Genomic DNA, 23,615 nt, shown 5'->3' with positions numbered 1-23,615 from the left:
GGGGCGCTTTCATCCCGGCGGCCAGTCCTTTACCTTTTTGATCGTGCCTTGGAGGTGTGAATTCCCTGCGGCACGACGGTTTCTACTCAGAAGGGATCGCGTGATCGGTCGTCCGATCGCTTTAGAATAACGCGGCGATCCCCGATAAGACCGTCGTGAGGACAAGGCTGGCGAGCATGATGAACACGACGGCTCGAATCGTTTTTTTAGGCATGGGCGAGCCCTCCCATCGTCCGATTGTTGCTATTGTTAATCTTAATAAAGAACGGGCGGTCTGTCCAAGGACAATACTGTGAACGGCTAGGCAGGAAAAATGACGAGAGCCGGCGAATTTTATTTTATAAAAGTGAAAACGCTTTACTTACGGAGGGAAGAGCATGGCGCAATCCTCAACGGATTTTCAAAAGGCCTACGAAGAATGGCTCGAACGAACGAAGCGGCTGATGGAAAAGTTTCCGGAAAGGAAGGACGAATTTTCGACCGGTTCGGGCATTCCGATCGAGCGCCTGTATCTTCCGGCGACGTTGAACGACGAATATATGGAAAAGCTTGGCCTGCCCGGCGAATATCCGTACACCCGCGGCATTCGCCCGACGATGTACCGGGCGCGCTTCTGGACGATGAGGCAGTATGCCGGTTTCGGTTCCGCCGAAGAGACGAACCGGCGATTTCGCTATCTTCTCGATCAAGGGCAAACCGGCCTGTCCGTCGCCTTTGATTTGCCGACCCAAATCGGCTACGATTCCGACGATCCGATGGCGCGGGGGGAAGTCGGCAAAGTGGGCGTCGCCATCGATTCGTTGGCGGACATGGAGCAGCTGTTCGACGGCATCCCGCTGGATCGGGTGTCGACCTCCATGACGATCAATGCGCCGGCAGCGATTTTACTTGCCATGTACATCGCGGTGGCGGAAAAACAAGGGGTGCCCGCCGACCGCTTATCGGGCACCATTCAGAACGATATTTTAAAAGAATACATCGCGCGCGGCACCTATATCTTCCCGCCGAAGCCGTCCATGCGGCTCATCACCGACGTTTTTGCCTATTGCTCGCAATACGTGCCGAAATGGAACACGATCAGCATTTCCGGCTACCATATTCGGGAAGCCGGTTCGACGGCCGCGCAAGAAGTGGCATTCACGCTCGCCAACGGCATCGCTTACGTGGAGGCGGCGCTTGCAGCCGGTTTGGACGTCGACCGCTTCGCCCCGCGGCTCGCGTTCTTTTTCAATGCGCATCATCATTTCTTCGAGGAAATCGCCAAGTTCCGCGCCGCCCGCCGGATTTGGGCGAGGATCATGAAAGAGCGTTTCGCGGCCAAAAATCCGAAGAGCCTGGAGCTTCGCTTTCACACTCAGACGGGCGGATCGACGCTCACGGCCCAACAGCCGGAAAACAACGTCGTCCGCGTCACGCTGCAAGCCTTGTCGGCGGTCTTGGGCGGTACGCAGAGCCTGCACACGAATGCCTTGGATGAGGCGCTGTCTTTGCCGACGGAAGAGACGGCGCGTCTCGCCCTCCGCACGCAGCAAATCCTCGCGTACGAAAGCGGCGTCGCCGATACGGTCGATCCGCTCGGCGGGTCTTATTTCATTGAGGCGTTGACCGATCAAATGGAAGAAAAGGTGATCGCATATTTGAAAAAGATCGATGACATGGGCGGCTCCGTCCGGGCGATCGAACAAGGCTATATGCAAGAGGAAATCCATCGCGCCGCCTATGAAACGCAAAAGGCGATCGAAAAGGGCGAACACATTGTCGTCGGGGTCAACGCCTTCCGCGTCGAAGAAGAACGTGAACCCAAACGGCACCGCGTCGACCCGGGGCTCGCCGAAAAACAGATCGCAAGGCTGCAAGCGGTGCGGGCCGGGCGCGACGGGGAACGGGTCAGACAGACCCTTGCGGCGCTGAAGCGGGCCGCAGAGGGAAGCGGCAATCTAATGCCCCCCATTCTCGATTGCGTGAAAGCCTATTGCACGATCGGGGAAATTTGCGGCGTTCTTCGCGGCGTATTCGGTGAATACAACGGGGTATGAGAAGGGGAAAATCCGTGACATGGATCATTTGTTTGCCTTGAACGGGCGATCAAAACGGACAGGGGGAGAACCATGGAGAAAAAAATTCGCGTGCTCATCGCCAAACCCGGCCTGGACGGCCACGACCGCGGGGCGCTCGTCATCGCTCAAGCGCTCCGCGATTACGGCATGGAAGTCATTTATACCGGTCTCAGGCAAACCCCGGAGCAAATCGTGGCCGCCGCGATCCAGGAAGACGTCGATGCCATCGGTCTGTCGTGTCTTTCCGGTGCGCATAATGAATTGTTTCCCGCCGTGACCGAACTTTTGAAAACGCGCGGCGCCGACGACATCCTCGTCATCGGCGGCGGCATCATTCCCGCCGAAGATGTCCCGTTCTTAGAGTCAAAAGGCATTCGGAAAATTTTCACGCCCGGCACGCCGACGATCGAGATCGCCCGCTATATCGAGCGCGCCGTGTATGAACGGGACGGAATTCCATTGGAACAGCCCATTGAAGTGGAGGCGATCGATCACATCGGCATCGCCGTCCGCTCGATCGCCGACTGCCTCCCGTTTTATCAGGAGAAGCTCGGCTTTTCCCTTGAGCGGACGGAAACGGTGGAAGCGCAAAAAGTGAAGGTGGCTTTTCTTAAAGCCGGCAACTTCCATCTTGAACTGCTCGAGCCGATCGGGGACGACAGCCCGGTCGCCCGTTTTATTGCCCAGCGCGGCGAAGGGTTGCATCACGTCGCATTGGAAGTCCGGGACATCGACGGGCAACTCCGCCGGTTGGAGACGGCGGGCATTCCGTTGGTCGATCATCGGGCGCGCCCGGGAGCGGGGGCTTCGCGCATCGCATTTTTGCATCCGAAAGCGGCGCACGGAGTCCTGTACGAGCTGTGCGAAAAAAAGGCCGAGCATTAAGCGGCAAGCGGGCAAGGCATCGCGGAACGAGAGCGATCGCCGGGACCGTAGTCAACGGAAAACGTATGATCCCGAGCAAAGCCGTAATTGGATAACAACCGCGATCGCCGGCCGCAGCTGATGGAAAACGGGGTGCGCATTCAAGAGTAGGCACGTCGGTCTATCAGACTCCCTTGCCGCGTGCGGGTGCTCTGACGGAAGACGTTCGGCGACGCGCCCTTTCGGTTGCGCCCATGGATGGAAATCGATGCGGCAAGCGGATGCCGAGATCACGATATGGGGTGGGGAACACGTGGACATTTACGATAAAATCAATGAATTATACGATCGTCGCCGCAAAGTCGAACTCGGCGGGGGCGACGAAAAGATTGAAAAGCAGCATCAAAGAGGCAAGCTGACGGCGCGGGAACGCATCGACCTGCTCGTCGACCCCGGGAGTTTCGTCGAGCTGAATCCTTTTATCGAACATCGCGCCCAGCATCTCGGATTAAACGGCGACGCGCCCGGCGAAGGCGTCGTCACGGGTTTTGCCAACATTTCGGGGCGGCCGGTGTTTCTCTTTGCCCAAGATTTTACCGTCTTCGGCGGCGCTCTCGGAGAAATGCACGGGAAAAAAATAGCCGCCGTCATGGACATGGCCGCCAAAAAGGGTGTTCCGATCATCGGGCTGAACGATTCGGGGGGCGCCCGCATCCAAGAAGGCGTCGTCTCGCTAGACGGATACGGCCACGTCTTTTACCGCAACACCATTTATTCCGGCGTCATCCCGCAAATTTCCGTCATATTGGGGCCGTGCGCGGGCGGCGCCGTCTATTCGCCCGCACTGACGGATTTCGTCATCATGGTCGATCATACGAGCCAAATGTTTATCACGGGGCCGAAGGTCATTCAGACGGTGACGGGAGAAAAGATCAGCGCCGAGGATCTCGGCGGGTCGGAAGTGCACAATCGCCTCAGCGGCAACGCCCACTTTCGAGCGAAGAGCGAGGAGGAAGCGTTCGCCATCGTCCGCAAACTCCTCGGCTATTTGCCCGCCAATAATCGGGAGACGGCGCCGGTTGCGGAAGGCGACGGGACATCGGATTACCGGGAAAATCTCATCGATCTCGTCCCGTTTGATCCGACGCGTCCCTATGACGTGCGCCGGGTGATTGAAGAGATTGTCGACCGCGGCTCTTTTATGGAAGTGCACGCCGCCTTCGCCAAAAACGCGGTCGTCGGTTTTGCACGTATAAAAGGGACCGCGGTCGGCATCGTCGCCAACCAACCGAAGGCGATGGCGGGCGGCCTCGACATTGACGCTTCGGATAAAGTCGCCCGCTTTATCCGCTTCTGCGATGCGTTCAATCTGCCCCTCATCACGTTCGTCGACGTCACCGGGTTTTTTCCGGGCGTCAAACAGGAGCACGGCGGCATCATCCGGCACGGCGCAAAAATTATATATGCTTACGCGGAAGCGACCGTGCCAAAGCTGACCGTCATCCTGCGCAAAGCTTACGGCGGCGCGTACGTGGCCATGAACAGCAAATCGATCGGGGCCGATCTCGTGTTCGCCTGGCCGAACGCGGAAATCGCCGTCATGGGTCCGGAAGGGGCGGCGACGGTCATTTTTGCCAAAGAAATTCAGGAAAGCCCGGACCCTGTGCGGACGCGCGCGGAAAAAATCCAGGAATATCGGGAACGCTTCTCCAATCCTTATGTCGCCGCCGCCTACGGAATGGTCGACGACGTCATCGACCCGCGCGAAACGCGCATTAAATTGCTGCAAGGGTTGGACATGCTCCGTGGAAAGCGGGAAACGCGCCCGTGGAAAAAGCACGGGAACCTTCCGCTCTAAGCATGACGAATTCAACGCCAGCATGAAACGGGAGAGACCCGCGGCAAAACGTGTCCTTCATGGATGTTAGCCCGTCCGCGGCGAAAAGAGTCCGCATGAAGGAGGCTTCTGTTTTTCATCGCCGTGCGCCTTTATTCGTTGCAGCGCGTACCGTTCCTCCGCGTTTTTCGGGCGTTTTGGGAAAGCCGTCATTGGCGCGCCGGCTTTTAGCGGCGTATAATGAAACATGTACCCTAGCCGAATACATAGGAGTTGAATGATGGTGGTAAATCAAGACCGACTCGTCAAAGAATTCATGGAACTGGTGCAAATCGATTCGGAAACGGGGGAAGAAGGCGGCATCGCCGGCGTGTTGAAAGAAAAATTCGCGGCGCTCGGCGTGAAGGTCGAGGAAGACGACGCGAAAGCAAAAACCGGCCATGGGGCCAACAACTTGATCTGCACACTGGCAGGCACGGAAGACGTCGATCCGATTTATTTTACTTCCCACATGGACACGGTCGTTCCGGGGAAAGGCGTCAAGCCGTCGATCAAGGACGATAAAATCGTTTCGGACGGCACGACGATTTTGGGCGCGGACGACAAAGCGGGCCTGGCGGCGATGTTTGAAGCGATCCGCGTTATAAAAGAAAACGGCATCTCCCACGGCACGGTGCAATTCGTCATTACGGTCGGGGAAGAATCGGGCCTTGTCGGCGCCAAGGCGCTGGATGCGGCGAAAATCAAAGCGAAATTCGGCTACGCCCTTGACAGCGACGGCCCCGTCGGCGACATCATCACCGCCGCTCCGTCGCAAGCGAAACTGAAGGTGACCGTCCTCGGTAAAACCGCGCACGCCGGTGTCGCTCCTGAAAAAGGCGTCTCCGCGATCACGGTGGCGGCGAAGGCGATCGCGAAGATGCCGCTCGGCCGCATCGACGAAGAAACGACGGCGAACATCGGCCGGTTCAGCGGCGGGCAAAAGACGAACATCGTATGCGACCGCGTGGACATTTTGGCCGAAGCCCGTTCGCTCGTCAAGGAAAAACTCGACGCCCAAGTCGCGAAAATGAAGTCGGCATTTGAGGAAACCGCCAAGGCGATGGGCGGCGAAGCCATTGTCGACGTCGAGATGATGTATCCGAATTATCGATTTGAGGAAAACGACCGCGTCGTCGCCATCGCCAAGCGGGCGGCGCAAGCGATCGGTCGCACCCCGCGCGTTCTCCAAAGCGGCGGCGGTTCCGACGCCAACGTCATCAACGGCCTCGGCATCCCAACCGTCAATCTCGCCGTCGGCTACGAAGACATCCACACGACAAACGAAAAAATGCCGATTGCAGAACTCGTCAAGACGGTCGAATGGATCGTCGCGATCATCAAGGAAGTCGCGGCGGAAAAGCCATGACGGAATAAGGCGCCGCCTTTTGCCGGCAGCCGAACGGGCAAAGGCGATAAAAGCGGAAAACTTCGACGCGCCGGCCGGCAGAGCGCTGCGCCTCAAAGCTTTCCGCTCGCAGCCGATAGCGCCAGAAGCGAACGAATCAAACGCTCCCTCAGCGGAGCGTTTTTTTATATTGGTATTGGAAAATCCCCCTTTCATAACGTTATAATAACGTTAACCGAAAGTTTGTTTGGTCTGGATCGAACGGCGGGTGACGAAGATGAACGGACGAATCATCTTTCACATCGATATGAACAGCTTTTACGCTTCGGTGGAAGCCGTCCATCATCCGGAATGGCGCGGGAAACCGCTCGCGATTGCCGGCAAAGTCGAGGAGCGCCGCGGCATCGTCGTCACCGCGAGTTATGAAGCGCGGGCGAAAGGAGTCAAAGCGCCGATGCCCGTCTGGGAAGCGCGCCGCCGCTGCCCGGAATTGATCGTCAAAACTCCGGATTTTGAGCTCTACCGCGAAGCCTCGCGGCAGCTGTTCAGCCTTCTTAAAACGTATACGCCGCTCGTGGAAAAGGTGTCGATCGATGAAGGGTACATGGATGCGACCGAGCTGGCCCGCCGCGTGCACCCGCTTCGACTCGCCGAAGACATCCAGAAACGCCTTCTGGACGAACTCGAATTGCCGTCGAGCATCGGCATCGCACCGAACAAGTTTCTCGCCAAGATGGCGTCGGACATGAAAAAACCGCTGGGCATCACCGTTCTCCGAAAACGGGACGTGCCGAAAAAATTATGGCCGCTCCCGATCGCCGATATGCACGGCGTCGGCGCAAAGACCGCGGAAAAATTAACGGCGATCGGCATTCGCACGATCGGGGATTTGGCCGCAGCCGACAAAGCGCAAATCGCCGCATTGCTCGGCCAATACGGCGAGATGCTGCACGAACGGGCGAACGGTCGGGACGCACGGCCGGTCGATCCCGAGGCGGAGGCGGTTTTTAAAAGCATCAGCCAATCGACGACCTTGCCGGAAGATATCGTTTCCGAAGAAGAAGCCCGCCGCGTTTTTCAACGGCTCGCGGTGCGCCTTTCCGAACGGTTAAAGAAGAAACGTTCGGTCGCCTATCAGGCGGCGATTACGATTCGCTATGCGAATTGGCAGACGACGAGCCACGGAAAAACCGTCCATCAACCGCTGCAATCGCCGCAAGAGCTGGCGGCCATCGCGGTGCGCCTGTTTGCGGAACATTGGGACGGCCGCCCGATCCGCCTTCTCGGCATCTCCGTCCAGTCCCTTGAAGACGCCGCCCGGGCGACCAAACAATTGGATCTGTTCACGTATCAAACCGATGCGAAGGAAGAGCCGCTTCTGGAAGCCATTCAACGGCTCGAAGCCAAGTACGGCGCACCGGTCGTACAAAAGGGCGTCGCCCGCGGCCAAGCGGCATTCAAAAAAGCTCAGGCCGACGGAGCGCGCACGCCGCCACCTTCGCCTCGCCCCAAGCAAAGCCGCCATGAACACTCGGAGAGCGAAGCGGAGGAAAGGCCCGATTCGGAAAACGAATCGCACGCGTGAAACCATCGCCGCCTGACGTTTCGGCAAGGATGCGGAAAAACAGGGGGAAAGAAATGAAACGGATTTTAATTCTCGGTTCCGGCGGATCGGGCAAATCCACGCTGGCGAGCGCTTTGGGAGAAGCCTTGAATATCAGGGTCGTCCATTTGGACGCCGTTTATTGGAATCGCGGTTGGCAGCCGACGGAACGGGCGCGATTTATCGAGAAACTTCGGCCTTTGTTGGCGGCGGAAGAATGGATCATCGAAGGCAATTACAGCGGGACGCTTGACCTGCGGCTTGAGCGGGCGGATACCGTCGTTTTTCTCGATTTGCCGCGTTGGTTATGCTTGTACCGCGTAGTGAAGCGGCGCATCGCCTATCGGGGCCGATCGCGGCCGGATATGGCCGAAGGCTGCCGGGAAAAGCTTGATCCCGACTTTGTCAAATGGGTGTGGCGCTATCCGAAGGATAAACGGCCTGAAATGCTGAAAAAACTGCAAAAATGCCGGGGCGAAAAAACCGTCATCCACCTCAAATCCAGGCGGCAAGTGAAACGTTTTATGAAAACGGTCCGTCAAGCGCATCGGACGCACGGTTCGGCGTTGTGCTGAGCGTTTTCGGGTCCCCATTTTCCGCGGAAAGCGTCAGGCCTTTCGGGCTGAGGTGGGCGCCGCTCGTTCATCGGGATATAATAAAAAACATGCGGGATTGCAGATAAGGACAAGTCGTGCGCCATGAACCGCCGGAACGTTGTCAGTCACGGCCGGTCATGCGCAGGAAAGCGAGGGTTGCCGTTGGAACTGCTGTTTTTGGGAACGGGGGCCGGCGTGCCGGCCAAGCGCCGCAACGTGTCCGCCGCCGCGCTCATCATGCCGGAACGCGGCGGAGAAACGTGGCTATTCGATTGCGGCGAAGCCACTCAACACCAGATCTTACATACCCATGTCAAACTGGCCAAAATCACAAAGATTTTCATCACCCATTTGCACGGGGACCATATTTTCGGATTACCGGGTCTCCTCGGCACCCGGTCGTTTCAAGCGGACGGGGAGCGATTGGACATCTACGGTCCGCCGGGCATCCGCGCCTTCATCGAACAGACGTTGCATCTCTCCGGCACGCATTTGACGTATCCGTTATCCGTCACCGAAATCGACGAAGGCGTGATTCTCGAAGACGAGGCGCTTGTCGTCGAAGCGCGCCGGCTGGAGCACGTTCTGTTGAGCTTCGGATTTCGCGTGATGGAAAAAGATAAGCCCGGACCGCTGCTCGCGGAAAAAATTCAAAGCGAACTCGGCCTCCCGCCGGGTCCGATTTATAAACGGTTTAAGGAACAGGAAACCGTGACGCTCCCGGACGGCCGGACGGTCCGGAGCGCCGACTACATCGGCCCGCCGAAAAGAGGCAAGATCGTCGCGATGCTCGGCGATACGCGCCCGTGTTCGGGAGCGGCGGCGCTTGCCGCGGCGGCGACGGTGCTCGTGCATGAAGCGACGTTCACGGTCGATAAAGAAGCCTCGGCCAATCAATACGGACACTCGAGCGCGCGCCAGGCGGCGTCGACCGCTAAGGAAGCTGGCGTTCAAGCGTTGATTCTGACGCACATCAGCTCGCGCTACCGTGAATCGGAAGCGCTGCTCGCCGAGGCGCAAGCCGTTTTCCCCAATACGTATGTCGCGGAAGACCTTTGGTCGTACGTCATTTAAGACGGCGTTGCTTCAAAACAATCCATAAAAAAGCGGCCCGATCGGCGGTGGATTACCGCTTCGGGCCGCTTTTTGTAAACGGCGACAGGCTTCAATTGATTTACGCGAAAGCGCCGATGCGTTTACGCGTTCCAACCGCGTTGATATTGTACCGGACCTTCGATTTCCGTCCGCAATTCTTTGGCGGCGCGATACGGCCAGTACGGATCGCGCAGCAGTTCGCGGGCGAGGAAAATGAGGTCGGCGCGTCCGTTCTTCAAAATTTCTTCGGCTTGGGTGGCGTTTAAGATCAAGCCGACCGCGCCGGTCGCTATCTCGGCTTCGCGGCGGATTTTTTCGGCGTAAGGCACTTGATAGCCCGGATAAGCGTCGATTTTCGCCGGGACGACGGCGCCCGAACTGCAGTCGATCAAATCGACGCCTTGAGCTTTCATCTTTTTCGCGAAATAGACGTGATCATTCGGGGTATTGCCGCCTTCGGCGTAATCGTTCGCGGACACCCTGACGAAGAGCGGGCCTTCCCAGACCGTTTTCACCGCGTCGATCACTTCCGACAACAGGCGGTAGCGTCCGTCGCGGTCGCCGCCGTATTCGTCGCTCCGATGGTTCGCGAGCGGGGAAAGGAATTGGTTGATCAGGTAGCCGTGGGCGGCGTGGATTTCGATGACATCAAAGCCTGCTTCCTTCGCGCGCCGCGCCGCTTGCTTAAAGGCCTCGACGGTTTCCTTGATTTGATCGACGGTCATCGCTTCGGGCGTCTTCGATTTTTCATCGAACGGAATGGCCGATGGCGCGATGATCGGTCCGTCGATTACGGCTTTTCGCCCGGCGTGTGCGAGCTGGATGCCGATTTTGCTGCCGAATTCATGGCAGAGGTCGACGAGCTTTTTCAACCCTTCGATGTGGTCATCGCTCCAAATCCCCAAATCGTACGGGGAAATGCGCCCTTGCGGCGTGACCGCGGTCGCTTCAAGGATGATGAGGCCGACTTGGCCGACGGCGCGGCTCGAATAGTGGGTCAAATGCCAATCGGTGACCTTGCCGTCTTGCTTGAAGCAAGAATACATGCACATGGGAGACATGACGATCCGGTTTTTCAACGTGACGTTCTTGATGGTAAAGGGGGTAAAAAGGGCTTTCTCCATGCTCTCACGTCCTCTTCGTCTTGCTAATCGGTTTTTCTCACGTGTCGGCATTATAACACAGTCGCGGCGAATTCGGGATGAATTTGCTCATCGCTGCGACCGGCGCCAACGGCTTGTCGGACGTTTTGATCATCGGCGCGGGTAAATGAACGCTGCTTAAAACTTGATGCGTTTGAAAAAATCAAGGATCGCTTTTTCATAGGTTTCGGGTTCGTCGACGAAAGCCATCGTATGGTCGGAGCGGGCGAACGTCACCAGATCGATGTCCTTTTTGTCTTTATATGTATCGTAAATGGTTTGGCTGTCGGCATAAGGAATTTTGCTGTCCGCTTTGGAATGGATCAGCAGAATCGAGCCGTTGAATTTCGCGAGCGCTTCGATCGGGCGGAAACCGTCGGCATGGACGCCGGTGACGATCGGCACCCATACATTTAATATCAGCGGTGTAAACGGAAAGTTGGGCAATCCCGACCACTTCGACAAATTATCCTTCAGATAGGCGCCGAGATCTTCAAAGGGAGAATCGGCGATGACGGCCTTGACCGCGGGGTGCTCGCCCGCCACTGCCAGCGCGGTGGAGGCGCCCATCGACCAACCGATGAGACTGACCTCCGCCTTGGGATCCAGGCGCTCGACTTCATCCACGGCCGAAAGCAAATCTTTTTGTTCATCATAGCCGACCGTCGTCGTGTCGCCCTCGGATTGGCCGCTGTTTCGATAATCAAAGGCGAGAATGTTGTAGCCGCTGTCGTGCAGAAATTTGAAAAAGTCCAGTCCCGGCCGGCCGGCGGGTTTGCCGTCTTCCGGCCAAATCAGGCGGTTTTGCCGGTAACCGTGGCTCGTGATCACCCACTTGTGGATCGGTTTGTCGGCTTTGATCACCCAGCCTTTTAAGGCGATTCCGCCTTGCCGGCTTTTAAACGTGACGTTTTGAAAGCCGAGCCCGATTTGGCCGGGATCGAGCTTGACCGGTTTTTTGGCGGGATGGGATAATTCATAGGTGACGTAATAACTCAAGCCCAGCGCCGCGAGCAAACCTAAAAGGATGAGGGTGAGGATGGCGGCATAGGCCCATTTTTTCCAGGCGCGCCGCCTGATCACCGGATAGATCGGCGGTTGATGGATGGTCGGATTCATGGTTGGTCCCCCTTTAAAATGCGTTCAACATTGTTTTTTATCGTTTCTGTCGGTTGCGGGCAGCGGTCGCTACGACCGCTCCGTTTTGGCCGTTTGAATCTTTTGGCGGCGCTTTTATGTCCCGTGAACGCGGGAGGCGGCATGGGGTTGTCCGATCGCAAGGCAGGCGGTCGGCCGGATGGCGAAACGACGCGCCGCCCGAGGTGATGGCCGGACCCGCGAAGGCGAGGCTTGTCTGTCATCATTCTCTAAGCCCAAGCCGACTGCGTAAAGGACTTGCCCCCATGTCCCGCCCAAGCGCGCTTTGTTGTCGTGAAACATCGCTGCCGTGCCGCCGTTGGCCTCCGCGCGGGAGGCATCCGGGCGTTGCCATTCGACGACAGAGCGTTCATCCATCCCGTTTCTTGCGGATTTTTGCCGCCAGGGCGGGTTCATCCGTGATCAGGCCGTCCACGCCCCAGGCGATCAACGCTTCCATAAGGTGCGGTTGATTGACCGTGAAGGGGCGGATCAACAGCCCGTTTTCGTGCAAGGTTTGGACAAGCGTCGGGGTGAGGAGGCGAAAATAGGGATGGACGCCAGCTGCCCCGATGGCTTTGGCATATTGCGCCGGATTGGCGATCGGTTTGCTGTAAAGCGGTGCGGTTTGGGCTTCTTTGACCATTTTCTTGATTTTAATGAGACTGTCATGGTTGAAAGAGGAAAAGATCGTACGTTCCATCATGCCGTATCGTTCGATCAGCTCGATCGTCAGGCGCTCCATGCCGGCATAAGGAAACAGGTTGTTTTTGAATTCGATGACGAGATCCAGCCGGGTGGGGGCGATCCATTGCAAAACTTCTTCCAAAGTAGGGATTTCCGCCCGCCGGTATTTCCATCCCTTCCAGCTGCCCGCGCTCAGCTTTTTCAAGTTTTTGGCCGTATAATCTTTGACGAAGCCGTATCCGTCGGTCGTCCGATCCACCGTCTCATCGTGCATGATGATTGGGATCCGATCTTTGGTCAGTTGGACGTCGAGTTCAATGGCGTCCGCGCCATCCTTCGCCGCTTGGACGTAGGCGATCATCGTGTTTTCCGGCAGTTTGCCGCTTGCGCCGCGGTGCGCGATGATGTGTGTGGTCACCGCCGATCCCCCCATCTCACCATGAAAATTTCCTTTCGTTCATGAAAGGCGGAATTTAAAAGGAATATTCATGGAAAAAAGCGAATCCTTTATATCATATGGCGAGCGGGTGAAGACGGAACCAGCGGTTGCGCTTGGACCGTTGAACGGCTGGGGCGAAGAAACCGGAATAAACATCCTGTCACCAAAAAATTCATAAAAATTTTAGCATAATCGCCGTTTTTCGACCATCCGGATCTTTGACAACGGCGGTGAGAAACGTTCATGATGAAATCGTAAGACGGATCCGTGCGGTTTCCGCGGCAAAAGGCGGGGATCGATGAAGGCAAATTGAAACGGCGCATCGGCGCTCCCGATCATCGGGTTCCGGCCGGTCCCGATTCCGTGACCTTCATCTTTGTGCCTGGATGGCGAAAGGATGCCGTGAGCGATGGTGTGAGGCGGCCGGCGCTGGACGCCGAGGCGAAAGCGTTGAGCGTGGACGGCTGCAATGTCGGTTGGGCGACGGGTCTTTGCCTTTTTGCCTGAGGATGGTCCGGACGCCGCGGTGGAGCCAGTCCGCGCGAGTCATTGTTTTTCAAGGCGTTGCCATCCGTTTTTTTGGAAAGCCGGCGGCGGTGAACATTCCGATCGCCCTCGTTTGTTTTACAGGAGCAACGGACGGGCTATAGGATCATGCCGGCATAGGGGGAGTGCACATTGACAGCGATGAAAGTGGGCGACGGTATTTTTTCGGTGACGGTGCCGACGCCTTTTGCAGTCGGTCCGGTCAATATATATATCGTCGTGAAAGAGAACCGGATGATGTTGGTGGACGCCGGTGCGAACACGGATGAGGCATGGGAGGTGTTGCTGCGGGCGCTTCGCGATTTAAATAAGCGTCCGGAAGACGTCGACGTCATCGTTCTCACGCATCACCATCCCGATCACACCGGTTTGGTCGACCGTTTCCCGGAAGCGATCCCGGTCTGCGGCCACCCGCGGCTCGAACCGTGGTTGACGAAAGACCGTGCGTTTAAGGAACGCTACGATCGGTATTTTCGGGATTTGGCCGTGCGTTTAGGCATCCCGTCCGCCTTTCTCGACCGGATGCCGAAGCTTGATCATTACTTGCGATACGGCGGCCGGCGCGCGTTGACGCACAAGCTGGATGACGGCGATGCCGTTCCCGGTTTTGAAGAATGGAAGGTGTGTTATGCCCCTGGCCACGCGCAAAGCCACATCGCGCTGTTGCGCGACGACGGCGTTTTGATCGGCGGCGATGTCCTCCTTGAACACATTTCTTCCAACGCGATCGTCGAGCCGCCCTACAATGACTCGGAGCCGGCTCCGCACACGTTGCTGCAATACCGGAGCACCCTTAAAAAGTGTGGGGATTGGCCGATCCGCACCGTTTTGCCCGGGCACGGCCAAGCCTTTGCCTTTGATGGCCGCCTGATCGCACAAAAATTGAGCGAGCAAGAAGAACGGCGGAATCGCATTTATGAGTTGATCAAGAGCGGCAAAAGGACCGCGTTGGATATCAGCATCGCCTTGTTTCCGGACGCGTGGAAGAAGCAGCTTGATCTCGTTTTGTCGGAAGTCATCGGACATCTCGACTGGCTCAAAAGCGACGGCTTGATCACCGTGAACGAGGCGAACGGCGTTGAACTTTATGAACCCGCGGAGTAAAGTTTCAGCAAAGCGCGGCCGCTGACAGATGCTGCCGTCAAGCCCCGTTTGGATCATCGGACGGGCGAAGCGCATCTTGAGGCTTTCTTGACGTTCGGGGCGCCGTTTTAGACGAGAACGCGGCGGCCGAGCGGGAAGCGGCAGTTGTGAATTCCTCGTCCATGCGGCATGGGAGATGGAAAGATTGGATCGTCGCTTTTCACAGCTGTGAAGTTTTGCCGAAGAAAAGCGGCGGAATCGCCGAAAGATGCCTGGTTTTGCGGTTCATGATCAGCGTGAGGAGGAAAGGGGGGAATTGCGGATGGCGCAAGAGCGTTTAAAGGGAAAAAAGGTCATCATTACCGGCGCTTCGAGCGGCATCGGCCGCCATTTGGTGCGGGAAGTGGCGAAACGCGGCGCCGACGTCATCATCATCGCCCGCTCGACCGACAAGCTGAAACGTTTGAAAGCGGAGATCGAGATGCAGTACGATGTCCGCGTCGAGCCGTTTACGGTGGACATGGGCGATTTGTCGCAGGTCAAAGCGGCGTTTGAGACGATCAACATGCAGTGGCCGACGATCGACGTCCTGATCAACAACGCGGGATTCGGCGTTTTTGATTATTTTGAAGCCTCCGATCTCGACGTTATGCGGCGCATGTTTGCCGTCAATGTGCTCGGCCTGATGGCCGCGACCCGGATGATTTTGCCGAAGATGCTTCAGCAAGGCGAAGGCCATATCATCAATGTCGCATCGATCGCCGGAAAACTCGCGACGCCGAAAGCCTCGGTCTATTCGGCGACGAAGAGCGCGGTGCTCGGATTCACAAACGGTTTGCGGATGGAACTGAGAGGGAAAGGCATCAAAGTGACCGCCGTCAACCCCGGGCCGGTCAAAACGAATTTTTTCCGCACCGCCGACCCGGACGGGCGCTATGCCGCCAACGTTGCACGGTGGATGGTCACCCCCGAAGCCGTCGCCCGCAAAATCGCCCAGGCGATCGGAACGAACAGGCGGGAGATCAACATCCCTCTGACGTTGAGTGCGGGTGCCCGCCTATATCAAGTTTTTCCGGCGCTTGTCGAAAAAGTCGCCGGGCGGTTTCTAGATAAAAAATAGCGGCCGGAACACCCGACCACTGTAGATATTTCAGGGCGCGGGCGGCGTCGCAAAGATCACGGCCGTTTGTCTTCAAACGCCAATGATTTGACGTTCGGATGAGGATGCCAAATGGAAAAAGGCGTGGTCGGCTGACCCGTTTCAAAAATGGCCGGGGCCAAGCGCTTTATTGGAAGGCTTGGCCCCGGCGTTTTCTTTTGGCCGCCATGAAGGGACCGCCATCGGTTGCCGAGGTTTTTGAACGCCATCCGCTAGTGACGGGAAGCCGATGTTGACGGGATCCTTTAAAAATCCGGCCGCATCCAAAATGCGTTCACGTCATGCCTGCGGTTTGTACGAAGATGAATCGCGGTGCGTAACGGCTCATCGCCATTGCTTTTACGGGGCACTGAGGGCGAGCAAACCGGAAGCGAATGCCGTCCGGCTGGATTCAACGAAAGGGGAGGAGAATTCAACGAAAGCCGAGGATGATTCAACAAAAGTCGGGACAAATTCAATGCCGATGGGAATTTTTCAACGAAACTCGGGGGGAATTCAATAAAACTAAATTTTGAAAATATATCCGGATGTTGCTTCGGCTTTCCGTTGCAATCTTCCATTCCAACCGCCTTCTTTGAATGGAAAATGGATTCCTTTTTAAACGCTCGGAGTGGTCGCGGGGCATAATGCCCCGTCTTTTTATGGGAAAATTTAGTTGCTTTACCTGTCGTTTTTCATGGATACAAGAACATATATTCGCATAAAATAGAAACAAGAATATATGTTCGGGTGGTGATGAGCGATGATCCAAGCGACAAAATTGCCGCGCCGCAACATCATTTGCATCGACATGAAAAGCTTTTTTGCCAGCGTCGAAGCGGTCGATCGCGGTCTCGATCCGCTCACATGCCATCTGATCGTCGTCAGTGATACCGAACGACAGGGCAGCGTCATCCTTGCCGCTTCTCCAAAAATGAAAGAGGATTACGGCATCCGTACCGGCAATCGGTTGTTCGAGGTGCCGAAGAATCCGAAAATACGCATCGTCAACGCCCGCATGTCGCGCTATCTTGAGCGATCGCTGGCGATCACGAAGCTTTTGAACGAATTCGTGCCGATCGAATGCATCCATCCGTACAGCATCGACGAAAGTTTTGTTATGCTCGACGGCACGGAGCGGCTGTGGGGGCCGGCCGAACGTGCGGCCGAAAAAATCCAATCCGAAATCGCCAAGCGGTTTGGTTTGCCTGCGGCGATCGGCATCGGGCCGAACATGCTGCTTGCGAAACTCGCCTTGGACCTAGAAGCAAAGAAGAAGGGCATCGCGCGGTGGGATTACGCCGATGTTCCGGAAAAATTGTGGCCGGTCGAGCCGCTCAGCAGAATGTGGGGCATCGGCAGCCGGTTGGAACGCACGCTCAATCGCATGGGGATTATGTCGGTCGGCCAGCTCGCTCATTATGATCGAAAAATCCTTGAAAAACGGTTCGGCGTGATGGGCACGCAATTGTATTATCACGCCTGGGGCATCGATTTATCGGAAATCGGCGCGCTGAATTTGGAAAGGCAGATGAGCTATGGAAAAGGACAGGTGTTGCTGCGCGATTACAACAACCCCAAAGACATTCAACATGTGATTCTTGAAATGTGCGAAGAAGTCGCGCGCCGCGCCCGCCAGGACGGCAAAGTCGGGCGAACCGTCAGCCTCGGCGTCGGCTACAGCAAAGCGGAAGGCGGCGGAGGCTTTCACCGCTCCAAAACGATGGAGCGGCCGACCAACATCACAATGGACATTTATCGCGCCTGCCTCGATCTTTTTCATAAGTTTTACGGCGGCCAGACGGTGCGCAGGCTCTCGGTGACGCTCTCCAACGTCTCCGATGATGACGGTTATCAGCTGGACCTCTTTGACCCTGGGTATGAAAAACGCCGCCGCCTCGGCTATGTGATGGACCAAATTCGCGAAAAATACGGCTCGACCGCGTTGCTGCGCGCCGTCTCCTATACGAAAGCGGGCACCGCGTTGGAGCGCAGCAAGCTGCTCGGCGGCCACCGGGCGTAACCAACGGGCACGGACACCTCTCTAATGGATCCCGAGCACGCGGCTCGGGGTCCATTGCTTATCCAAACCACTTCCTTTTGGCTGTTTATTCAGAAAAAAGGATTTAATTCAATGAACGCGAAAATAAAATAAAGAAATAAATTTTTTCATAAAAGGTTTCAAAGACTAAAATAAAAGATTCAATCAAGGAGTTAAGATGTCGTAACCTTTTAATCTTTGAAGGCAGCCAATGAAATGATAGCTGATGCTGGAGGTTTTCCTATGTCCATTCTACGTAACCGTCATTTCACTATTTTATCCTTCGGTTTGCTTGTCTCAGTGGTCGGTAACAATTTTTTCAAGATCGCTCTGCCTTGGTATGTGTACTCGACGACCGGGTCAAAATTGGACTTGGCCCTAACCGGAATATTTCAAACACTGCCGGGTATTTTAGGCTTGTTTGTAGGGGTTTTTGTTGATCGCTGGCGCAAGCGGGAAACAATGATTTGGACGAACATCATACGAGGTCTCATTTGCGTGTTGCTTTATGTGGTTGTTTTCCTGCATCCTCCACTCATCATCCTGCTTATCCTGGTGATGTTATTAGAAATTGTCGGCACCTTCTATATTCCCGCGGAAAATGCTTTTTTGCCATTCATTCTGCCAACAGAGGAACTCACTTCGGCCATGGGACTGATACAATCTATTGCAGCATTAGCGAGGTTATTCGGTATTTTACTCGGCGGTGTATTAATAAGCTTAGTTGGAGCGCAACTCTTATTTTTGCTTGATGCTATGACGTTTGGAGTTGCCTTGATCAGCCTCTTATTTGTACGGGTCAATGAAACGGTTCCTCCCCTCACAAAAAAGGCTTCTTTTGCACGCGAGTGGTTGGATGGGGTGCGCGCCGTGATCAGTTTCAAAGTGCTGCTGCGAATCGTGTTCGTGACAACTTTAACCGGCTGTGTTCTTGCCCCTTTGGACATCGTCATGACGGCATGGGTCAAGGGTCCGCTTCATGGCACAGGACCGATGCTTGGGATGATTAATGCCTCTCTTATCGTCGGTATTATGGTCGGCGGTCTGTTGCTCGGACACATTAATAAACGAATGCCCCTCAAGACGATTTTAACTTTGAGCCTAGTGGTTGCCGGTGTCAGCATGAGCGTGATTGGACTGATCGCTAATATGTACTGGGCCATGGCTTTTGGGGTGATTGTTGGATTTTCGATGGGGATCTTTAACGGGTCTATCTTCGCAATGGCTTTGCATGTTATTCCTGAACAAATGCGCGGACGCATGTTTTCCATCATCAATTCCATCTCTGTACTGGCTGTACCGCTCGGCATGGCGTTGTATGGATGGATGATGGTTTATGTGCCATTGGAATGGATATATGTCTTAATGGGGGTACCGACCTTGCTCAGCGGTCTCAGTTTTTTGCTGCCGTTAAAGGACAAAATTACAGACCTAGATAAAAGCCATGGAAATGGAGGAAAAGAAACAGTAGGTACGGGGAGCTGATCGACATATCTATTAGGCGCACCTTGTTAAAACGATCTATAAAATCTATGGACCGTTCAAGGCGTCGTATAAGGGGGCTGCTATGTTTCGGCCATTTAAGATCGCCCTATGCTCAAATAGATCCTTGGATATAAATATTTATCGACATTTAGAAGCTTTTCATTAGTTATGCAAACTTTTGAGAAGCTTCTTTTTTTGGGATTGAGTGACATGAAGGCAGACGTTTCGAGTTGTTTCATCCTTATGACCTTGATAGTTTCTGGCTTACACCAGCTTCGGCAAGAAGGCATGTATGCGTATGCCGCAGTGAATGCCGTGTGAATGACTCATTTATTCCAGCCATCTTCAACAGGTTTTCATCCGTATCTGAAGAAGAAGTTAAAACTCAAAGTCAACGAGGAGAAAAGTGCGGTCGCCCGCCCTTGGAAACGAATGAAATACATTTTTGAAGTCGGGGATAGCATGAGAGAAAAATTGAGATGATGTGCAAAAAAAGCCTTCATCATTAGCCATGAGCCGTTGCTTTTAACGTTTTTAAACTTTTTATATACAAAAATGTATAATAATTATAACAATAAGGAGAGGATTTCTTTGAAAAAGCCTTTATTCGTTCTGGCGGTCGTTTTTGTTCTTTTGGGGTGTTCCCATAAAGAAAACAACACTGCAAGCGCCAGCAAAAGTTCCGGTCATGGTACGCAATTGACGGTTGAACGATTGGATAAGAATTCCTTATCATTAGAAGACAAAATTCATGGATTGATGCGGCAGAAGGGTTATCCCAATTCTGAAGACATCATCGATTATGAAATAAAGGGCAATTATATATTCGTTTTGACCTATAATATACGAAAAGGATTTGATATAACAGTGCTGGAGGACCGTCCAAATGACTTAAAATGGGTGAACACCTATGATACCGATGAGGAGACGCTCATTGGCGTAAAAAAAGACGGACCTTTCATGATGGCCATTCACCCGGAGGATCAAGATGTAAAGGATGTCAAAGCTTTCGGGCAGCCAACCAAATTGATTAAAGTGACCAAGAATTATAATGAAGATTATAAAGAAGAAATAAAATGCTGGATCTATGTTTCCGGCAACATCGGGAAACCTCCTCAAGACTATAACCCGGAAAAAGATATAAAGTATATCAAGTGAATTCATGAAGGAGGAGCTTTTTGAGCAAGGTCTCCGTTTTTTGTGGTTAATGGCGACGGAGGGCGGGCAATCCATGCGGATGGATTTGACGCGGGATCGGCCTCCATTTTTACATCGGCTTTCAGACCTTTAAATTATGTTATAATAAACCTACCTAACGTTAGGTTGTACTTGCACGAAGGAGGCGGACGATGTGTCAACCGTGTCCGAAATCAAAAAAATTGCGCTCGCCCTGTTTTCGAAAAAGGGTTATGACGGCACATCCTTGGCGGAGATCGCCGCCGGTGTCGGAATCAAGAAACCGTCCTTGTACGCCCATTTTAACGGAAAAGAAGACTTGTTTTTGACGGTGTTTCGCGAAACGTTGGACCGATACGTTCAGATGATCCGACAGACATTGCAGCAAATCCGCGACGCTTCCGTCGAAGTCAAACTGCGCGAAATTCTGTACAGCCATTGCCGCTATTACATGACCCACTCGGAGGATAGCGCATTGCTCAAACGGGCGATGCTTTTTCCTCCAAACGATTTGGCTTCCGCCCTTCAGGACGAATTCCTCGCTTCCGAAGAGGCGCTGACCGCGCTCATCGCCGATTTGTTCCGCGACGGCATCGCCAGCGGCGTCATCCGCGGGGAAGCCGTCGAAGATTTGATGGCTTCTTATTACTGCTTGATAGACGGCTTGTTCGTGCAAATGTTTTATTACAAAAAAGAAGACTTTGAAAGCAAAATGCAAAGCGCGTGGAAAATCTTTTGGAAAGGGATTGCGGTTCGGAGGTGACCGGGAATGGATGTTTTGGTCCAATATAAATGGTGGATTCTCGCCGCGCTTGAGGTGCTCGCCTGGTCGTCCACCTTTTTTATGCTGTTTGCCCGCTACGGGCTGAAATCGGATGTTTGGTTTAAAATCGGCGTGTTTCTCACGGTGATGACCGGCGTCCTTCCGCAAGTGACGATCGGGGTGATCAATTTTATCGCCACGCGGAAAATCGACTTATTTACGCTCGTCATCGTCCTGCTGATTATATACGGTGCGACGATCGGCAAAAAAGACGTCAAGCGGCTGGACGCTTGGGCGCAGAAAAAATTCGACGGTTTCAAAGGAAAGGCCTCGTAAGCGGCTTGGCAGAACCCGAGGAGGACGCCAGAGCTTGCCAATATGGCGGCGTTTTCTAAGAGGGGGCGGGCAAAGCGGTTTCGGGACTTGCACCCCGTCCCCCGCTTTTTACGGTTGCCATTGGCTGTGAGGAGGTGTACGGACACCTTCTTCCGGTGCGGCGGCGGGAAAAACGGTTGGCGCGGATCACCTGGCAAAATTCCGCGGTCTCCGGTCGGTCCTTACGCTTCCGCCATGGGGGCGAGGGCGACGATGGCGTCCGCGGCGATCACGTGTTTATCCCCGGAATGGTCGCGCACCGTGACGCTTCTAGAAACGGGATCCGTTTTTTCAATCATTCCGATCACGGTTCGGCGTTCGCCGTCGCGGATGAACGCGACGGATACGGGACGCCGCCGCGCCAGCGCTTCCTTCAAGCGGGCGTCCAACGCTTCGGCCATTTGCCCGTCCCATGCCGGTTTTTTCGCGTTGGGCCGTTTTTCCCCGTCGCGCCATTCCCTCAGCGCCTTGACGTGTTCGGGCAACATGAGCGATGCCCACTTGATCGATCCGCGATCAAAGATCATAGCGGCTCACCTTCTTGAATGCGAATATACGTTCTTATTTTATGCCTGCGGTTCGTTTTGATGCAAGGGCCGCTGATTAGGGAGCTATTGGAACCATTGGCGGCAATTGGCTATTTATTTTTTTTTAAATATTTTGTGTTATAATGGTGCATCATTCCTCAAAGTTTATTAAATCTGTTGAATCCGTATGGCAAGGGGGGAAGCGAAAATATCAAATCAAAAGAAATGATTCAATCGGTGTCCCAACGTCGGCCGGCAAAGACTTCAACCGCCTTCATGTTTCTGCTCCATCCATCCGGACTTCGGCATCCTTTCAAATTCCTCTTCTTAGAAAAACACCCGTGCGGCATACAAATATTTTCCTTCTATCGGTTCAACCGGTTGTGATTATGGTCAAACACAGAAGAGAGAGGTTATGCGTGTTGATGCGGAAAGGAATTATTTTGATGTTGTCTGCACTCTTGTTGACCGGTTGTCACTTCGACAAATTGGATGCGGGCGCGTCCCGTCAATCCGGCAAAGAAAAAATCGGGCAAACGCCTAATGTGGAAGCAACCCGCGACGCTTTTCTGGAACGATTTGATCAGCCCGATTTTTTGGCCAAAGCTTTTAAAGCGTCCTACGATCGGAAAAGCCATGCCTTGACGCTTGTGCTGAAATACGAAATCAGCCGGCCGTTGTATCAATTTTTAAAAGACCGCGCCTATTATTTTTCTTTCACCTATCCCGAAAAAGTGAAGCGCATCATGGGCGCCGAGGCGACGGCGCTCATCGCGGGGGAAAAGGTCGGCGGCCATCGGCTGACCTATACGGTCACCGTCCGCGAGCCGGTCAAACGGCCGTTGAGCCCGAGTGAAGCGAATATCTTGAATTCTGAAAACAAGGATTACGATTTAAACATCGCCGACTCCGAAAAGAATGTCTTTCATATCTTTAAGGACGTGGCGACGTACGTTCAATTCGACAAGGATACCTCTCCAAGCGTCGACGTGAGCGATCATGAGAAAGAAAAAAGGACAAAATAGGGATCATCCGCGGTCGGGGTGGAGGCGAAGGACGGTCAGTGCATCGATGGCGCGGCATCTGAGGTGCCGCGCTGCATGAAATCGGACGGGGTGATGGAAACTATCGGTGGAGGTGATGTCATGCCACGCGGTAAAGAAAACGACCGGAAAAAAACGAACGGAGTGAACGCGAACCGGCGCCAAGAGGAGAGGGCGCCCGGTTACGGAGACAAAAAAGTCGAAGGGCCGGACAGGCCGTCGACTTAAAAAAGCGAACCCTTGCGGAAATAGAGAGGCACGGGGCCATGGCCCCGTGCCCCGTTTATGTACGCCCGGCATGGGTGCGGTGCTATAGGGTGAAAGTCCTGAACGGGGGCTGGCGAGCGCCTACCGTTAGCTGAAGGCAAGGGTGTCCGCCGTGAGGCGGAATCTGAAGGAAGCCGGAGGCAAACACTCGACCTGAGGGACACGAACCCAATTTGAGGCTGTCACAGTCGGATGAGTCTGCATAACAAGATGAAGTCCTAAGCCGCCAAGGGCTGTGGCGGTATATTGGGCAGGTACATGAGTGGAAAGTCCGCACTCTTATCCGGGGAGGCCTGTACGATACGCCTTCTAAGGATGGCAACCAAA

Annotated in this window: 23 protein-coding genes; 18 read left to right on the top strand and 5 right to left on the bottom strand. The window is 54.6% G+C overall.

What is annotated here, in order from left to right; all coding sequences use genetic code 11:
* Nucleotides 1-121 precede the first annotated feature (121 nt).
* Nucleotides 122-214, bottom strand: a complete 93-nt coding sequence (prli42, locus tag CCB157_RS17700; protein WP_158077344.1) for a stressosome-associated protein Prli42 — start codon at nt 212-214, stop codon at nt 122-124.
* A gap of 163 nt (nt 215-377) precedes the next feature.
* Here prli42 and CCB157_RS14940 point away from each other — a divergent pair, with 163 nt between their 5' ends.
* From CCB157_RS14940 to rnz, 7 genes are all read left to right on the top strand, one after another.
* Entirely contained in the window at nt 378-2,036 is a 1,659-nt protein-coding gene (locus tag CCB157_RS14940; RefSeq protein ID WP_077616671.1) for an acyl-CoA mutase large subunit family protein, read from the top strand.
* Between the two features lie 72 nt (nt 2,037-2,108).
* A complete protein-coding gene (gene mce / locus CCB157_RS14935; RefSeq protein WP_077616670.1) occupies nt 2,109-2,942 on the top strand; it encodes a methylmalonyl-CoA epimerase in 834 nt (277 codons plus the stop codon).
* Nucleotides 2,943-3,189: 247 nt separating this feature from the next.
* The gene (locus CCB157_RS14930; RefSeq protein WP_193432311.1) at nt 3,190-4,779 is read left to right on the top strand and encodes an acyl-CoA carboxylase subunit beta; all 1,590 of its coding nucleotides are present in this window, start codon (nt 3,190-3,192) and stop codon (nt 4,777-4,779) included.
* Nucleotides 4,780-5,041: 262 nt separating this feature from the next.
* Nucleotides 5,042-6,166, top strand: a complete 1,125-nt coding sequence (locus tag CCB157_RS14925) for a M20/M25/M40 family metallo-hydrolase (RefSeq protein WP_077616697.1) — start codon at nt 5,042-5,044, stop codon at nt 6,164-6,166.
* A gap of 256 nt (nt 6,167-6,422) precedes the next feature.
* Nucleotides 6,423-7,730: a DNA polymerase IV gene (locus tag CCB157_RS14915; RefSeq protein WP_077616668.1), complete on the top strand. Its 1,308-nt coding sequence runs from the start codon at nt 6,423-6,425 to the stop codon at nt 7,728-7,730.
* 53 nt (nt 7,731-7,783) lie between these two features.
* Nucleotides 7,784-8,323 (top strand): DNA topology modulation protein, encoded by a 540-nt coding sequence (locus tag CCB157_RS14910; protein ID WP_077616667.1) that lies wholly within the window; start codon nt 7,784-7,786, stop codon nt 8,321-8,323.
* Between the two features lie 183 nt (nt 8,324-8,506).
* Complete coding sequence (gene rnz, locus CCB157_RS14905) at nt 8,507-9,418, top strand: ribonuclease Z (RefSeq protein ID WP_077616696.1); 912 nt, start codon at nt 8,507-8,509, stop codon at nt 9,416-9,418.
* Between the two features lie 122 nt (nt 9,419-9,540).
* Here the strand turns inward: rnz and namA are convergent, their stop codons facing one another.
* The 3 genes from namA to CCB157_RS14885 form a co-directional block, all read right to left on the bottom strand.
* Nucleotides 9,541-10,563: an NADPH dehydrogenase NamA gene (gene namA / locus CCB157_RS14900; protein ID WP_077616666.1), complete on the bottom strand. Its 1,023-nt coding sequence runs from the start codon at nt 10,561-10,563 to the stop codon at nt 9,541-9,543.
* Between the two features lie 156 nt (nt 10,564-10,719).
* A complete protein-coding gene (locus tag CCB157_RS14895) occupies nt 10,720-11,700 on the bottom strand; it encodes an alpha/beta hydrolase (protein WP_077616665.1) in 981 nt (326 codons plus the stop codon).
* 388 nt (nt 11,701-12,088) lie between these two features.
* Complete coding sequence (locus tag CCB157_RS14885) at nt 12,089-12,823, bottom strand: glycerophosphodiester phosphodiesterase (protein WP_238594737.1); 735 nt, start codon at nt 12,821-12,823, stop codon at nt 12,089-12,091.
* 70 nt (nt 12,824-12,893) lie between these two features.
* On the opposite strand from CCB157_RS14885, the gene CCB157_RS18255 reads away from it, so the two are divergent.
* The 9 genes from CCB157_RS18255 to CCB157_RS14835 all read left to right on the top strand — a co-directional run bounded on the left by CCB157_RS18255 (nt 12,894) and on the right by CCB157_RS14835 (nt 21,412).
* Nucleotides 12,894-13,022 carry a hypothetical protein gene (locus tag CCB157_RS18255; protein ID WP_274519642.1) on the top strand — a complete coding sequence of 43 codons (129 nt, stop codon included), beginning with the start codon at nt 12,894-12,896 and terminating at the stop codon, nt 13,020-13,022.
* A gap of 89 nt (nt 13,023-13,111) precedes the next feature.
* Nucleotides 13,112-13,351, top strand: coding sequence for a hypothetical protein (locus CCB157_RS14880; protein ID WP_077616662.1), 240 nt, complete (start codon nt 13,112-13,114; stop codon nt 13,349-13,351).
* A gap of 180 nt (nt 13,352-13,531) precedes the next feature.
* Nucleotides 13,532-14,494: an MBL fold metallo-hydrolase gene (locus CCB157_RS14875; protein ID WP_238594739.1), complete on the top strand. Its 963-nt coding sequence runs from the start codon at nt 13,532-13,534 to the stop codon at nt 14,492-14,494.
* A gap of 301 nt (nt 14,495-14,795) precedes the next feature.
* On the top strand, nt 14,796-15,593 hold the full coding sequence (locus CCB157_RS14870; RefSeq protein ID WP_077616660.1) for an SDR family NAD(P)-dependent oxidoreductase: 798 nt from the start codon (nt 14,796-14,798) through the stop codon (nt 15,591-15,593).
* A 781-nt stretch (nt 15,594-16,374) separates the two neighbouring features.
* On the top strand, nt 16,375-17,634 hold the full coding sequence (locus tag CCB157_RS14855; protein ID WP_077616657.1) for a DNA polymerase IV: 1,260 nt from the start codon (nt 16,375-16,377) through the stop codon (nt 17,632-17,634).
* 261 nt (nt 17,635-17,895) lie between these two features.
* Complete coding sequence (locus CCB157_RS14850; protein ID WP_158077343.1) at nt 17,896-19,137, top strand: MFS transporter; 1,242 nt, start codon at nt 17,896-17,898, stop codon at nt 19,135-19,137.
* Nucleotides 19,138-19,728: 591 nt separating this feature from the next.
* Nucleotides 19,729-20,295 (top strand): hypothetical protein, encoded by a 567-nt coding sequence (locus CCB157_RS14845; RefSeq protein ID WP_077616655.1) that lies wholly within the window; start codon nt 19,729-19,731, stop codon nt 20,293-20,295.
* A 193-nt stretch (nt 20,296-20,488) separates the two neighbouring features.
* A complete protein-coding gene (locus tag CCB157_RS14840; RefSeq protein WP_077616654.1) occupies nt 20,489-21,076 on the top strand; it encodes a TetR/AcrR family transcriptional regulator in 588 nt (195 codons plus the stop codon).
* A gap of 6 nt (nt 21,077-21,082) precedes the next feature.
* On the top strand, nt 21,083-21,412 hold the full coding sequence (locus CCB157_RS14835; RefSeq protein ID WP_077616653.1) for a hypothetical protein: 330 nt from the start codon (nt 21,083-21,085) through the stop codon (nt 21,410-21,412).
* Nucleotides 21,413-21,633: 221 nt separating this feature from the next.
* Here CCB157_RS14835 and CCB157_RS14830 read toward each other — a convergent pair whose 3' ends face one another.
* Nucleotides 21,634-21,978 (bottom strand): YolD-like family protein, encoded by a 345-nt coding sequence (locus CCB157_RS14830; RefSeq protein WP_077616652.1) that lies wholly within the window; start codon nt 21,976-21,978, stop codon nt 21,634-21,636.
* Nucleotides 21,979-22,400: 422 nt separating this feature from the next.
* On the opposite strand from CCB157_RS14830, the gene CCB157_RS14825 reads away from it, so the two are divergent.
* Nucleotides 22,401-23,003 (top strand): hypothetical protein, encoded by a 603-nt coding sequence (locus tag CCB157_RS14825; RefSeq protein ID WP_143287086.1) that lies wholly within the window; start codon nt 22,401-22,403, stop codon nt 23,001-23,003.
* A 120-nt stretch (nt 23,004-23,123) separates the two neighbouring features.
* Nucleotides 23,124-23,249 carry a hypothetical protein gene (locus CCB157_RS18250; RefSeq protein WP_274519641.1) on the top strand — a complete coding sequence of 42 codons (126 nt, stop codon included), beginning with the start codon at nt 23,124-23,126 and terminating at the stop codon, nt 23,247-23,249.
* Nucleotides 23,250-23,615 lie beyond the last annotated feature (366 nt).

This window comes from Caenibacillus caldisaponilyticus, from assembly GCF_002003465.1.
Classification (GTDB): Bacteria; Bacillota; Bacilli; order Bacillales; family Sporolactobacillaceae; genus Caenibacillus; species Caenibacillus caldisaponilyticus.
This window is presented reverse-complemented; position numbering and strand designations above follow the sequence as displayed.

What these genes read in the sequence shown, in the direction of transcription:
- CCB157_RS18255 (WP_274519642.1), top strand. Translation starts at nt 12,894, where the DNA reads ATGGAAAAAAGCGAATCCTTTATATCATATGGCGAGCGGGTGAAGACG.
- CCB157_RS14870 (WP_077616660.1), top strand. Translation starts at nt 14,796, where the DNA reads ATGGCGCAAGAGCGTTTAAAGGGAAAAAAGGTCATCATTACCGGCGCT.
- CCB157_RS14910 (WP_077616667.1), top strand. Translation starts at nt 7,784, where the DNA reads ATGAAACGGATTTTAATTCTCGGTTCCGGCGGATCGGGCAAATCCACG.
- CCB157_RS18250 (WP_274519641.1), top strand. Translation starts at nt 23,124, where the DNA reads ATGCCACGCGGTAAAGAAAACGACCGGAAAAAAACGAACGGAGTGAAC.
- CCB157_RS14835 (WP_077616653.1), top strand. Translation starts at nt 21,083, where the DNA reads ATGGATGTTTTGGTCCAATATAAATGGTGGATTCTCGCCGCGCTTGAG.
- CCB157_RS14940 (WP_077616671.1), top strand. Translation starts at nt 378, where the DNA reads ATGGCGCAATCCTCAACGGATTTTCAAAAGGCCTACGAAGAATGGCTC.
- CCB157_RS14895 (WP_077616665.1), bottom strand. Translation starts at nt 11,700, where the DNA reads ATGAATCCGACCATCCATCAACCGCCGATCTATCCGGTGATCAGGCGG.
- prli42 (WP_158077344.1), bottom strand. Translation starts at nt 214, where the DNA reads ATGCCTAAAAAAACGATTCGAGCCGTCGTGTTCATCATGCTCGCCAGC.
- CCB157_RS14830 (WP_077616652.1), bottom strand. Translation starts at nt 21,978, where the DNA reads ATGATCTTTGATCGCGGATCGATCAAGTGGGCATCGCTCATGTTGCCC.
- CCB157_RS14915 (WP_077616668.1), top strand. Translation starts at nt 6,423, where the DNA reads ATGAACGGACGAATCATCTTTCACATCGATATGAACAGCTTTTACGCT.
- CCB157_RS14875 (WP_238594739.1), top strand. Translation starts at nt 13,532, where the DNA reads ATGAAAGTGGGCGACGGTATTTTTTCGGTGACGGTGCCGACGCCTTTT.
- CCB157_RS14855 (WP_077616657.1), top strand. Translation starts at nt 16,375, where the DNA reads ATGATCCAAGCGACAAAATTGCCGCGCCGCAACATCATTTGCATCGAC.
- CCB157_RS14930 (WP_193432311.1), top strand. Translation starts at nt 3,190, where the DNA reads ATGCGGCAAGCGGATGCCGAGATCACGATATGGGGTGGGGAACACGTG.
- namA (WP_077616666.1), bottom strand. Translation starts at nt 10,563, where the DNA reads ATGGAGAAAGCCCTTTTTACCCCCTTTACCATCAAGAACGTCACGTTG.
- CCB157_RS14850 (WP_158077343.1), top strand. Translation starts at nt 17,896, where the DNA reads ATGTCCATTCTACGTAACCGTCATTTCACTATTTTATCCTTCGGTTTG.
- mce (WP_077616670.1), top strand. Translation starts at nt 2,109, where the DNA reads ATGGAGAAAAAAATTCGCGTGCTCATCGCCAAACCCGGCCTGGACGGC.